Here is a 12485-nt window from a genome sequence, read left to right on the forward strand (position 1 = left end):
AAGATGGCGTGCTCTGGAAAACATACCCCCGGATGGAGTAGGGAAAGACGACCATTTTCAGAGATGCCTGTCTTATGCCGATTTATTCCCGTCTATTGCGCTCCGCCTGTGTGATGCTTGGCCTGGGGATTGGTATGGCTCCGCTGGCATTCGGGCAGGCCGTGATGCATTGCTCGGGAACGGCGGCACAAGTTGAATTCGCCTGCCACACCTGGACGGAGATCGACCGCTCCGTTCATGGCGGTACGGATACTATTATCATTCCCGTCGGCGGGACGGAGCAAAGCGGGCCTTACATGGCTGTTGGCAAGCACAATGTGCGGGCGCAGGTTCTGGCTGACGAAATCGCCAGACAGGCCGGGCAGACGTTTGTGGCCCCCGTCATTGCTTATGTGCCGGAAGGTTCAACCTCCCCGCGAACCTCTCATATGCGTTTTCCGGGAACAATTTCCGTGCCGCCTGCCGTGTTCGAAGGAATGCTGAAAGGTGCCGCTGAAAGCTTTCGTGTGCAGGGTTTCCGGAAAATCGTTTTTCTCGGAGATCATGGGGGCTATCAGGCGTCCATGGCGCATGTGGCCCAGGAGTTGAATACGCGATGGAAGGGTCAGGCAGCAGTTCTGGACCTGCGCGATTATTATGAAGTTATTCCCCATCAGTATGCTGATGCCCTGAAAGCGCAGGGCCATGCAGCAGAAGTGGGTATGCATGCGGAGCTGAGCGATACGTCCCTGATGCTGGCCGTGGATCCGTCCCTGGTCCGTCAGGAAGCGCTTCGCACCGCTCCAAAACCCAGTGTAACCGATGGCGTTTATGGCGGGGATCCGCGCCAGGCTACGCCCGGACTGGGACGTATCGGCACAGAGATGCAGATACGCACCGCTGTAACGGCACTTCAGTCCTTCAACAGGAGCCATCCATGAATTTCAAGACCCCCCTTCTGGCGGCGCTGACGCTGCTGGGAGCCTCTGCGGCGCACGCCCAGACCACGGCTCCTGCGGATGCAAGTGCACCGATTCCTGTGCCTCCGGCCCCGGCGGCTCCAGCAGCTCCGCCAGCTATGGTGCCTGTCTCAGCGCCAGCACCTGCTGTCGCATCTGTTCCTGTGGCCGCTCCGGTTGCTTCAGATGCGGTGCAGACCATTCCGGGCATGCCAGCCGTGATTGATCCGCACAATATTTATAGCGAGACCACGTCGTCCCATATTTCCCCGGCGATTGCTCATGATCCGGCGCGGGTTTATGTCCCGAATCTGCGTGGAAACAGCGTCTCCGTTATTGATCCGGTGTCTTTTCAGGTTGTGGATACCTACCCCGTTGGTCGCTCCCCGCAGCACGTCGTGCCGTCCTGGGATCTGCGGACGCTGTGGGTGACCAACAACAGTGAGGGACGTCCGGATGGCTCCCTGACGCCGATCGACCCTGCGACCGCAAAGCCCGGCGCAAATATCGCAGTAGATGATCCGTACAACATGTACTTCACCCCGGATGGCAAGTACGCGATCACGGTAGCTGAAGCCCACAAGCGTCTTGATTTCCGCGACCCGCACACGATGGAGCTAAAGGGATCAGTCGAGACGCCGGAGTGCAAAGGCGTCAATCATGCTGACTTCTCCATTGACGGAAAGTACGCGATCTTTACCTGCGAGTTTGGCGGTTATGTTGCCAAGGTCGATACCGTGAACCTGAAGATGATCGGTATGCTGAAGCTGTCCAAGGGCGGAATGCCGCAGGATATTCTGACGGCTCCAGACGGGCATAAGTTCTATGTTGCCGACATGATGGCTGACGGTGTGTTCGTCGTGGATGGTGACTCCTTTACGGAAACCGGCTTTATCCCGACGGGTATTGGCACGCATGGCCTGTATCCGAGCCGTGATGGCAAGGTCATGTATGTGGCGAACCGTGGTTCCCATCGCATTCACGGCAAGCGCGGTGGTCCGGGTGGAGTGTCAATCATCGATTTCGCGACGGACAAGGTCATTAAGACCTGGATGATTCCGGATGGTGGCAGCCCGGATATGGGGAATGTCAGTGCTGACGGCAAACTGCTCTGGCTGTCTGGTCGTTTTGACGACGTGGTTTATGCCATCGACACGGATACAGGTGCTGTCCGCAAGATCCCTGTTGGAGCAGAGCCACATGGCCTGACCGTCTGGCCGCAGCCAGGCCGTTACAGTGTGGGTCACACTGGCATTCTGCGCTGATGTGAGATGAGCGATAATAGAGACGTCAGTTGATCTCTCTATTGTTGAAAGCCCGGCAGAGATGCCGGGCTTTTTTATTGCGGAGATCAGGGCGTCTTTGTCTGCGCTGGCGTTTGGCCGTTGTCGTTTCTGGTTTCACTCCGCGGGATGCTGGGCGCTATAGGCGAAGTCTGTGAGTGTGAATCAATTAGGATCCCTTCGATAGGGCGTCCTGGAAAGATGCTCTGCGTGTCGATCTGATATGAGGCGCATGATGTGCGCACGAATACTTGCAAGCATTTTGCTCCCGGATCCGGTAATGTCCGGAAAGACATGAGAGAAAAGGTGACTCGAAGATGTTGATTGCTTCGATGTTGTGCTTCACTTTGACAGTTATTGCAGGCGTATGGCTCGGCCTCTGCGTTCTCCGAAGCAAGCGTCCGTTGAAGGCTCTGTTGCCAGTCCATGTCGGGTTTGCCCTACTTGGCGCGGTTTTCATGATTGTCGCACTGGCGAATGGTGACAGCCGACTTATGCTGAATGTCGCTTTAGCCGTGGCCGTTGCTGCCTTTGGTCTTCTCATGGGATGGGCAAGGCGGCGGGGCTATGTGATTGCCCCGCTCTACATGTGCCATATTCTGCTGGCAGTGATGTTTTACCTGTCTCTGGTCAGCTTTACGCTCTTCCCAAACTTTTAAAACGCCTTCTGTAGGAATCAGGCTTTCTCAGGTGAGGGCTGAACGGTCCGCGGTCCTGTGTCGTTGGCGACCTTGAACTGCATGGTGTTGCCTGGCGGTGTGGTGGTGTAAGCCGTCGGCGTATAGAATTTGACGCCTTCTTCCGCGAAGCGGTTGGTCACGATACGGTTGAATTCGCGTTTGACCTTCCATTTCATCATCGGCGTGGTTCGGATGCTACCAATCAGGGTAGCGCCTCCGCTGTCGCTCTGATCCACGCCCAGATCTGTGTAGTCGGACAGGATCATCGGCCCGAAAACCGGATCAGCACGCATTTCTTTGACGGCTTTTTCCATGATCGCAGAGACGCGTGGCAGGTCTTCCGACAGATCAAGCTGCTGCTTGATGACGATCTGGTTGTAGCCGCGCGCCGTGTTGGCAATGGAGGACACGGACGAGAACGGAATGATGTGCAGATCGCCTGTAATGTCTCGCACCTTTACAGTCCGGATTGACAGGTTTTCCACGGTTCCCGAGACGCCGCCTGTCGTAACCCAGTCACCGACCTGGATTGCGTCTTCAACGAGCATGAAGAAGCCCGTGATGAAGTCCTTCACCAGACTTTGGGAACCGAAAGCGATGGCTGCGCCAAGGATACCTGCACCGGTCAGAAGTGGCGTTACGTTAATGCCGATCTGCGAGAGTGTCGTCACGGCAACGATGATGATGATGATGGCCAGAAGAACGGTGCGGATGATTGGCATCACCGTACGCAGGCGGGTTGCTCGGGAACGCTGGCCTGAGGTCTCGAAAGACGAGAGCTGCCGGTTCAGCATGATGTTGACCATTTCCCAGATTGCAGCAGCCACAGTCGCTGCAATCAGCATCGTCAGTGCGGTATCCATCAGACGACGGCCCAGGGCGTTCTTGATGAAGAAGCCGAAGGTTGGCAGGCCCCATGCTTCTGTGATGGCAACCAGTGTGAGAAACAGAATGGCCCCCGTTAGCACCATGCGTGCAACAGGGTAGTATCGGTCAGCGCGTTTCTGAAGTTCCGGAAACCGCTCCACAAGCTGTGGATTGACGCGGAAAAACCGGTCTTGAAGCCCATAGGCCAGAACCGCACCCAGACGGGACGCTACCAGCACACCGATCGTGACGCCTGTCGTTTTGAGAATCCAGGCGTAGCCGCCCTGCAGATGGGCTGCCCAGACAATCCAGAGGGAAATATCCAGGAACATGGCAGGCACCCACCACAGGCGCGTGATGGCGGCAATAACCGTCCACATTCCTGTTTTCTTGCCAACGGTGCTGGGCTGGAGCGCATTGCTGACAATGTGACGGATGCGCCAGATGAAGGCGGCGATCAGCACGTGTTCAACAAGAACGACGGCTCTGATCATGGCATCCGTCCCACGGGGGGCCAGATTGAACTGTGCGCCAAGTTCTGAGAGGCAGATGACAATGGCGGGAGCCGCGACCAGTACGTTCCACCACCGTGTCACCATGAAGGCTGTCGGCGTGCTGGCTGGCAGGAGACGGATGGTCGGTGATCGTGGAGTGAGGCCCGTCTCGACCAGAAGGTAGAGTGTGCGTGCCCCGGCATATGAGTATGCGAGCGTCAGGATAACGTTCACCGTTCGCTCAGTCAGGGGCAGAACCAGCACCGCCAGACCTGCCAGAAGCAGGAATGCCATAACAGGCAGGGCTTTGAGCAAAAAGTGCCCCAGAGCGTAAGGAATACGGGACAGGAAACGGAGCGTCTCGACCTGACGTCTCTGGTCTTCTGCGCGGGTCTGGCTGGAGTTGCTGGTGGCGTCGGTGTCTGCTGGAAGAGGTGCCGGATCTGTCTCAGGGAGCGCCTGAATGTTCCGGACTTCCCGCGCCTGTGCCTTGAGCGTTAGGTTCTGGAGCGGTTTGCGCAGCATTAGCGCGATGGTCCGTTCAAGCCCCAGACCACATGCAATAACCAGCGCGGCAATTCCAAATGCATGCAGGATTGGCGCGCGTGTTTCTGCCGACAGCATCTGTGACCTGAACCAGTGACCGACCAGCCCCAGATCACTGAAGAGGTTCAGGAAGTTGTGCACATATCCCAAAGACTGCGTACGAACGCTTTTCAGACCGTTATCAATTTCTGGCGACACGTCCGGCATGGTCGCGGCCTTGGAGGCAGGGCTTGCCGCAGGCGTGTCTGTCTGTTTGACACCACGCGCCATGAGCGAGAGCGTGTGTGTGAAGCTGTCACGCTGTTTGGGGTCATTCAGAACATTCAGAAGCTGCTGGGCTTCCTGAGCCGACAGGGGAGCCGACGTGGGGCTGACTGTCGCCGCTGCGGTCTTTGCAGGTGTTGTTTCAGCCCAGCTGAAGGGTGTTGCCAGCAGGGCCGCCAGGAAAACTAGAAAGGCCATGAAGGAATGGCGTTTCTTTTGACGGGGTGTTCGTGACTGGACTGGCCGTGAAGGGGAACACATCGGTCTGAAATGTCCTTGATATGCCTTGAAGCTGGAGCATGTCCGCGCAAGGTGAGGTCTGTTCTGGCCGGGAGGGCCCTTTTCAAGCAGGAGTGCCACAGGATGAGGCCCTCTGTCCAAAAAGTGATGCGTTATTCTGCGGCTTCCAGTGAAGGGACTGAGGCCGCTGCCCCGCTTTCATTTGCCTCCAGCGCTGCCAGTGCATCTGCATGGTCGATCCCCCACAAGTAGAGCTGTTCAATGGGCTCGACGAAGACCTTCCCGAGAGATGTCAGGCTGTATTCCACATTGGGTGGCATGATCTGGTGGATTTCACGACAGACGAGTCCCTTTTCTTCGAGCTCTCTTAGTGTCTGGGTCATCATTTTTTTTGAAAGACCAGGAATGCTCCGCTGAAGGCGGCCGGGGCGTGAACTTCCTCCCAGAAGATGGAGCGTATGGAGGATCATGGTCGTCCATTTTCCGCTGAAAAGTCTCAGAACCCGGCGTGGCGCGCAGTCTTCGTCAAAGGGAGCCCGGCGATAGTGGGCTGGGAGGGAAGTTGTCATTTTTTGGGAACCTTTTGGTATCCAGGGCACAATATGGTGCCGTCTGGAACTGTTCACGCCAAGGGCTCAAATGGATGGCGAACTACTTTTCGGGAAAGGAGACCCTGATGTCCCGTATTGCTCTTGTTGTCGGATCAACTGGAATTGTTGGCCAGACGCTCGCGACGCGTCTCGTTGCCGAGGGCTGGACTGCCTACGGGCTGGCACGCCGGCCTCGACAGGACATGGCCGGCGTTCTGCCGATTGCGGCAGACCTGTTGGATCTGAACAATCTTAAATTGGCCCTGAAGGATCTGACGCCCACACACGTCTTTTTCTGTTCCTGGCTTCGTCAGCCTACGGAAGAAGAAAATTGTCGCGTTAATTCCGCGATGGTCCGCAATGTGTTTGAGGCACTTCCCGCGCCAGAGAGGCTGGAGCACGCTGCGCTTACAACGGGTATGAAGCATTATCTTGGGCCATTTGAATCTTATGCTTCAGGTGAGCCACCCCAGACGCCATTCCGCGAGGACATGCCGCGTCTGCCCTTGGCCAATTTCTATTACGATCAGGAAGATGTGCTGTTTGCCGCTGCGGAAAAATACGGCTTTTCCTGGAGCGTACATCGTCCCCACACCATCATCGGATATGCAGTTGGGAACGCGATGAATATGGGGAGCACTTTGGCTGTTTACGCGACGATCTGCCGTGAAACAGGACGTCCCTTCGTTTTCCCTGGCTCGCCTGTACAGTGGGATAGCCTTACCGACCTGACTGACGCCCGTCAGTTGGCCAGGCAGCTTCTCTGGGCGTCAACATCTGAAAGCGGACGGAATGAAGCCTTCAACGTGGTGAACGGAGACGTGTTTCGCTGGAAGTGGCTGTGGCCTCGCCTTGCTGCATGGTTCGGTTTGGAAGCAGCACCTTATCCCGGCCACGCGACAGATCTTGAGGAAACCCTGTCGCAAGATGGAGACTTGTGGGCGCAGATTACTGAGAAATATGGCCTGACCGAAAGTCGGATCGATCACCTGGCGTCTGCCTGGCACACGGACGCGGATCTGGGGCGTCCTGTCGAATGTGTGACGGACATGTCCAAGAGCCGTCTGGCAGGGTTTGACGGGTGGCAATATACTCCAGACTCGTTCTTTGATTTGTTTGAGCGCCTGAGAGCGGAGAAACTGATTCCCTGAGACAAAAACCATAAAACAGGATTTATTTAGTCCTGTTTGTGGAAAAGCACTGTTTTCTCAGACATAGAGTGTTATGCAGGCTGTCCTGTTTTGTCCTGAGGGAATGAGACTACCTTGCGTCGTGTGTTAAGTCTGTTGGCCCTGCTTGCAGCGGGGATATGTGGTCTTGGTGTCAATGGGGCCTCTATTGCAGCGGAAAGCCCTGCTGTCGTCTCAGCCAATGATACGGCAACTCTGGTTACTGACCGTGATTCCATCGGTCCGGACCAGTCATTGCGTGTTGGGTTGAGGCTGCAACTCAAACCGGGCTGGCACACATATTGGATTAACCCCGGAGATGCCGGGGACACTCCGACCCTCGATGTAACGGCGCAGGGCGGAGCAACTGGCAAGACTTCGGACATCCACTGGCCGATGCCAGTTCGCCTGAGTGAAGGCGGTCTCATGTCCTATGCCTATGTCGGAGATGTGCTGCTTCCAGCCAGTCTGACCTTGAAAGGGACTGGCGGGACTACACTTCATGCACATGCGGAATGGCTTGTTTGTGCCGAAGTCTGCATTCCTGAAAGCGGTGATTTTTCGCTGACACTGCCTGCGTCTTCCGGTCCCGCTCCTGAAGGCGCTCAGGCTGGTCTGTTTCAGGCCGCAGATGCGAAAATGCCGATTCCTTCTCCCTTCAAGGCGCATGTTTCTGCTGATGGTGTCCTGACGCTTGAAGGCAGAGGACTGTCTGCTACAGCAGTTTCGGAAGCCTGGTTTTTGCCGGAAGACGGTGGCCTGATTGATCAGGTTGCTCCGCAGCCGCTGAGCGTTGGCAAAGACGAGCTTTCTCTTCACCTGAAGTTTCTGAAAACTGCTCATCGGGATGCGCCGCTTAAGGGGCTGGTCGTGTTGAAGGATGAGGCTGGTCAGGAAAGCCCTATCCAGATTTCTGCTGAACAGACGGTGGGTCCAACCAAGGTAGAAGAAGCCGCAGCGGCGCCCGCACCTGGTTCCGCAGACGCCGTACCCACCGGTGCCGGTTGGCTCCGTGTGATGCTGTTTGCTTTTGTCGGCGGTCTGATCCTCAATCTCATGCCCTGTGTTTTCCCGGTTCTGGCCATGAAAGCCTTGTCACTGGCCAAGATGGGCGGCGTGGGGAGGCGTGTGCAGTTGCAAAGTGCACTGTTTTACACGCTGGGCGTTACAGGAGCATTCGCAGTTCTTGGTCTTCTGATGATCGGACTGCGCCTTGCCGGATCTTCAGCTGGATGGGGCTTCCAGTTCCAATCAGCGGGATTTGTGGTTGGTGTATGCTGGCTGCTGTTTGGCATGGCTCTGAACTTACTTGGCGTCTTTGAAATCAGCGCGGGGCGGTTAGGTCAGTTGCATCCACACGGTGCAGGTCATGCTGGCGACATGATGACGGGGCTATTGGCTGTCATCGTCGCGACGCCTTGCACGGCTCCGTTCATGGGGGTGGCCATTGCAGGAGCTCTGGGTGGCCCCGCTGTGATGGGTCTGCTGGTCTTTCTTTCCATGGGGCTTGGGCTGGCAGCTCCCTATGTGCTGGTGGCCAGTGTTCCGGGTCTTGCATCGCGGATGCCCAAGCCGGGAGCATGGATGGGTGTGTTGAAGCAGGCCTTGGCCTTCCCTCTTCTGGCAACCTGTGTGTGGCTGCTGTGGGTGGCGACAATTGAGCGCGGTGTGAATTTCGTAGTTGTGGCAGGCGGCGGTCTTGTGTTGCTGGGCTTTGCGGCCTGGATCTACGGCATAGGACAGCATCGTGCGATGCGGGAAGGTGGACGAGGCACAGTTCTCTTCTGCCGTGTTGTAGCCGTTCTGTGCATGGTCGTATGTGGGGCAGGCTTGTCCCGTAGTCTTGCCGAACCGGTATCTGCAACAGCGACGTCTCCTGTCACGTCAGCTGACAATCAAATTCAGTCGTTTTCAAGTGAGAAGCTGGCAGACCTTCGTGCAAAGGGAGAGCCGGTTTTTGTCGATATGACGGCGTCCTGGTGTATCACCTGCATGGTGAATGAACGGGTGGCTCTCGATGTGGACTCTGTCCGTAAGGCGTTCAGTGCGCGGCATGTCGCTTATCTCAAGGGCGACTGGACCAACAGGGACGCTGGAATTTCCGCTTACCTGAAAGCTCACGGGCGCGATGGCGTCCCTCTCTATGTTTATTATCCGGCGCATGGATCGGAAGTTGTGTTACCGCAGATACTGACGCCAGGTCTGGTTCTGGGAATTATTGGCCACTAAATTCTCAGCTCATTTTGATACAAAAAGCCCTGCTTCACATGTGAAGCAGGGCTTTTTTGTCTGACGGTCTTAACGATTTGTATGCTGCGGATCATCCTGTGGGTTCACATAGGTCATGGTAAATGGACCTGTTCCCGAAACCTGCACAATGGCGCCTTGTGTCCCAGCTTTGAGTGCGTGCGGAACATTGGGAGGGAGATGAACAAACCCTCCGGCTGTCAGGATTTTTTCATCGTTCGCTGTGATGCTCTCGCCAATGTAATGATGCACACTTCCTGCCAAGACCGTGAGCATTTCATCCATGTTGTGCGTATGGGGTGGAATGGTTGACCCTGCGGGCATCATAACACGCATGGTAAAGGGGCCGGGCTTGTCTGAGGCTCCATACAGGAAGGACATACGTGTTCCACTTGGGAACATGGGAGGCGCAGCTTTCCAGACAACATTCTCTCCGCCCTGAACGATTCGAATGTCGGCAGTCGTCTGTGCGAGGGCGCCGCTTCCTGACAGACAGTAGATGAGGGCGCTGGCAGAAAATATCCTGAGAAAAGACATAGGATTGTCCTTAGATGTTCTGGCTTATGCCTGCCCTTCCTAACGCGGTGTAGAGTTTGTCGTTCAGCATGCTGCTTCTGAAGTTATATCTCTGTCGGGTGTAGGAAGGTTTTTTCCACTTCTGCAATCACCAGTCTCGCGGCTCCGGAAAGTTGTCGCGCTTGGTCTACGCACAGAGCCAGGGTCAGTGGGGATACGTCCCGGTTCGAAATGGGGACAAAAGCCAGTTCGCCACTAAGAATTTCCTTCATGGCATCCAGACGACTAAGGATTCCCAGCCCGACGCCCTCCAGAACCAGTGACTTGATCATCTGGATATTATCTGAGGATGCTGCAGGCTGAACGCTGACATTGCTGTCAATTTCCAGAATTTCAATCTGCCGCTGCAGCGCAAGAGGCTGCTGGGGCATAACCATCGGATATTCAGCACAGATGCTGAAGCGGGCGTCCTTGTGGTGGGCAATCGGATGGTCGGGAAGACAGACGAAGCCTAAAGGATAATCGATATGGGTTCGGACCAGCAGGCCACGGGCCTGTGTCGGATTCAGGAGAAGCGCAAAATCAACGTCTCCGCTGATGAGGGCCTGCTGAATGACAGCGTTATCCAGAACGTGAGTGCAGATTGTGATGCCTGGATGGCTTTTTCGGAGATCTTTGAGAATGCGTGGCAGAAATCCGGTCGTCAGAGCATCTGGCAGAGCGATGTCCACCTGTCCCCGTCTCAATCCGCGCATATCTTCCAGTTGCGTGCGGACTTCCTGCATCTCCCGCGTCCACTGCTTGCCTTTGGTATAAAGGAGTTCGCCGGCAGCGGTCAGTCGCAAGCCGCTGGGCAGCCGTTCGAAGAGGGGGGTGCCGAGAGCTTCCTCACCGTGCAGGATCTGACGATCGATGGCAGATGCCGCAATCCGCAGATGTTCAGAGGCCTTCCGGATCGAGCCGTATTGGGCAACGGACAGGAAGTAGCGAAGGAAGCGGGAAAAAACCGGCATGGGATACGCTCTTTTTTCGAGAACGGCAGGGACGTTTTTCTGAGATATACGAGATTACCCCTCTATGAAACACTTCAGAGCGGCAGGTGAACCCTGTCATTTTGACATAGGAAGAAACTCTGGTCATTTCTTATGAAAGACCACGATCCTGTGCCTGTTCTTTAGGATAAGATGCTCATGACACGTTCCTCCTCCCCGACTGACGGCCTGGCCACCCTTTCGGCGCAGGTTCATGAGGATCTGGCGAAGATCAGGTATGCGACGGGGAACTGGAATATTCCGGTTCAGAAAGATGGGGAAGATGTTCTGGATGTTGCCATCATCGGCGGCGGCCAGGGGGGGCTGACGGCCTGTTTCGGATTGCGTCGTCAGGGTGTGACGAATGCACAGGTTTTTGAGCGCGCTGCGAAGGGCGGGGAAGGCCCTTGGGTGACATTTGCTCGAATGATCACGCTGCGGACGCCAAAGCATGTGACGGGGCCGGATCTGGGTGTGCCCAATCTGACGCCACAGTCCTGGTATGAAGCCCGGTATGGCAAGGAAGCCTGGCAGTCGCTTGACAAGATCTCGCGGCATGACTGGCAGTCTTATCTGGACTGGGTGCGTGATACCCTGGAGCTGCCGGTCGTCAACGATCAGGAACTGGTTCATGTGGAGTGGACGGACGGCCTGCTGCGCCTGACCTTCCGGAACGCTGCAGGTGTTGAGACGAAGCGTTGGGCGCGTCGGATGGTTCTGGCTACGGGGATTGACGGTGGCGGAGCATGGTTTGTCCCGCCGTTCATTTCAGACAACCTTCCGAAGTCGGTTTATGCTCATACGCATGAGAATATTGATTTCGCCGCTCTGAAGGGTAAGCGGGTCGGCGTTCTGGGTGCGGGTGCGTCCGCTTTTGATAATGCTGCGACGGCGCTGGAATCCGGTGTGGGGCGTGTGGATCTGTGTCTGCGCCGTACGAAAATTCCGGCCATCAATCCGTATCGCTGGATGGAAAACGCGGGCTTTCTCGCGCATTTCTCGGAGCTTCCGGATCTGACCCGCTGGCGCTTCATGCGCTGCATCTACAATCTGAATCAGCCGCCGCCGCAGGATACGTTCTGGCGTTGCCGCAAGCATGAGAACTTCGCGTTCCATCCCGGTACGCCATGGAATTCTGCGCGGATGGATGGCGATGAAGTTGTGGTCGAAACGCCCAATGGCGAGATGCGCTTTGACTTCCTGATTATTGGTACGGGTTTCTCGATTGATCTGAAGCATCGTCCGGAAACGCAGGACTTTGCGGACTCCGTCATGCTGTGGAGCGACCATTTCACGGCGCCGGAGGGAGAGGAAAGCACACTTCTGTCCAGCCATCCGTATCTGGGGCAGCGCTTTCAGTTCCTGCCGAAAGATCCGGCCGATCCGAAGGCGCCGATGCTGGCGGCAATCTACAACTTTACGTTTGCGTCCATGCCCAGCATGGGTCTTTCCGGGGCGTCCATCAGCGGCATGCGCTTTGGCGTTGAGAAATTGACGCGCGGTATTGCGCGTGACCTGTTTGTTGAAGATGGCGAGAAGCATCTGGAAAGTCTGCTGTCCTACGACACGGAAGAACTGATCAGCCTTGATCCGCCAACGGTTTGAGGGGGGAGCAGCACA

Annotated in this window: 10 protein-coding genes; 6 read left to right on the top strand and 4 right to left on the bottom strand. The window is 56.2% G+C overall.

Translation table 11 applies throughout. The annotated features are described in order from the left end of the window. Positions 1–74 precede the first annotated feature (74 nt). From M2305_RS07150 to M2305_RS07160, 3 genes are all read left to right on the top strand, one after another. Positions 75–920: a creatininase family protein gene (locus M2305_RS07150; protein WP_264648971.1), complete on the top strand. Its 846-nt coding sequence runs from the start codon at positions 75–77 to the stop codon at positions 918–920. Then, positions 917–2203, top strand: a complete 1287-nt coding sequence (locus tag M2305_RS07155; protein WP_264648972.1) for a YncE family protein — start codon at positions 917–919, stop codon at positions 2201–2203. The genes M2305_RS07150 and M2305_RS07155 overlap by 4 nt, the downstream gene beginning before the upstream one ends. A gap of 335 nt (positions 2204–2538) precedes the next feature. Continuing rightward, on the top strand, positions 2539–2880 hold the full coding sequence (locus tag M2305_RS07160) for a hypothetical protein (protein WP_064275267.1): 342 nt from the start codon (positions 2539–2541) through the stop codon (positions 2878–2880). A gap of 17 nt (positions 2881–2897) precedes the next feature. On the opposite strand, the gene M2305_RS07165 is transcribed toward M2305_RS07160, so the two are convergent. Both M2305_RS07165 and M2305_RS07170 read right to left on the bottom strand, forming a co-directional pair. Beyond that, on the bottom strand, positions 2898–5270 hold the full coding sequence (locus M2305_RS07165; RefSeq protein WP_264648973.1) for a mechanosensitive ion channel family protein: 2373 nt from the start codon (positions 5268–5270) through the stop codon (positions 2898–2900). A gap of 194 nt (positions 5271–5464) precedes the next feature. After that, complete coding sequence (locus tag M2305_RS07170; protein WP_211509548.1) at positions 5465–5881, bottom strand: winged helix-turn-helix transcriptional regulator; 417 nt, start codon at positions 5879–5881, stop codon at positions 5465–5467. Between the two features lie 107 nt (positions 5882–5988). Between M2305_RS07170 and M2305_RS07175 the strand changes: the two genes are divergently transcribed. Next, complete coding sequence (locus tag M2305_RS07175) at positions 5989–7053, top strand: SDR family oxidoreductase (protein ID WP_264648974.1); 1065 nt, start codon at positions 5989–5991, stop codon at positions 7051–7053. Between the two features lie 123 nt (positions 7054–7176). Then, positions 7177–9300, top strand: a complete 2124-nt coding sequence (locus tag M2305_RS07180; RefSeq protein ID WP_264649947.1) for a protein-disulfide reductase DsbD family protein — start codon at positions 7177–7179, stop codon at positions 9298–9300. 69 nt (positions 9301–9369) lie between these two features. On the opposite strand, the gene M2305_RS07185 is transcribed toward M2305_RS07180, so the two are convergent. After that, positions 9370–9855, bottom strand: a complete 486-nt coding sequence (locus M2305_RS07185) for a cupin domain-containing protein (protein WP_264648975.1) — start codon at positions 9853–9855, stop codon at positions 9370–9372. 83 nt (positions 9856–9938) lie between these two features. Continuing rightward, on the bottom strand, positions 9939–10847 hold the full coding sequence (locus M2305_RS07190; RefSeq protein WP_203547991.1) for a LysR family transcriptional regulator: 909 nt from the start codon (positions 10845–10847) through the stop codon (positions 9939–9941). Positions 10848–11018: 171 nt separating this feature from the next. Between M2305_RS07190 and M2305_RS07195 the strand changes: the two genes are divergently transcribed. Then, entirely contained in the window at positions 11019–12470 is a 1452-nt protein-coding gene (locus tag M2305_RS07195) for a SidA/IucD/PvdA family monooxygenase (protein ID WP_264648976.1), read from the top strand. The last annotated feature ends 15 nt before the right edge of the window (positions 12471–12485 follow it).

The sequence above is a fragment of the Gluconobacter cerinus genome, from assembly GCF_025961355.1.
Lineage (GTDB): Bacteria > Pseudomonadota > Alphaproteobacteria > Acetobacterales > Acetobacteraceae > Gluconobacter > Gluconobacter cerinus.

What these genes read in the sequence shown, in the direction of transcription:
- M2305_RS07160 (WP_064275267.1), top strand. Translation starts at nt 2,539, where the DNA reads ATGTTGATTGCTTCGATGTTGTGCTTCACTTTGACAGTTATTGCAGGC.
- M2305_RS07190 (WP_203547991.1), bottom strand. Translation starts at nt 10,847, where the DNA reads ATGCCGGTTTTTTCCCGCTTCCTTCGCTACTTCCTGTCCGTTGCCCAA.
- M2305_RS07170 (WP_211509548.1), bottom strand. Translation starts at nt 5,881, where the DNA reads ATGACAACTTCCCTCCCAGCCCACTATCGCCGGGCTCCCTTTGACGAA.
- M2305_RS07185 (WP_264648975.1), bottom strand. Translation starts at nt 9,855, where the DNA reads ATGTCTTTTCTCAGGATATTTTCTGCCAGCGCCCTCATCTACTGTCTG.
- M2305_RS07155 (WP_264648972.1), top strand. Translation starts at nt 917, where the DNA reads ATGAATTTCAAGACCCCCCTTCTGGCGGCGCTGACGCTGCTGGGAGCC.
- M2305_RS07175 (WP_264648974.1), top strand. Translation starts at nt 5,989, where the DNA reads ATGTCCCGTATTGCTCTTGTTGTCGGATCAACTGGAATTGTTGGCCAG.
- M2305_RS07150 (WP_264648971.1), top strand. Translation starts at nt 75, where the DNA reads ATGCCGATTTATTCCCGTCTATTGCGCTCCGCCTGTGTGATGCTTGGC.
- M2305_RS07165 (WP_264648973.1), bottom strand. Translation starts at nt 5,270, where the DNA reads ATGGCCTTTCTAGTTTTCCTGGCGGCCCTGCTGGCAACACCCTTCAGC.
- M2305_RS07195 (WP_264648976.1), top strand. Translation starts at nt 11,019, where the DNA reads ATGCTCATGACACGTTCCTCCTCCCCGACTGACGGCCTGGCCACCCTT.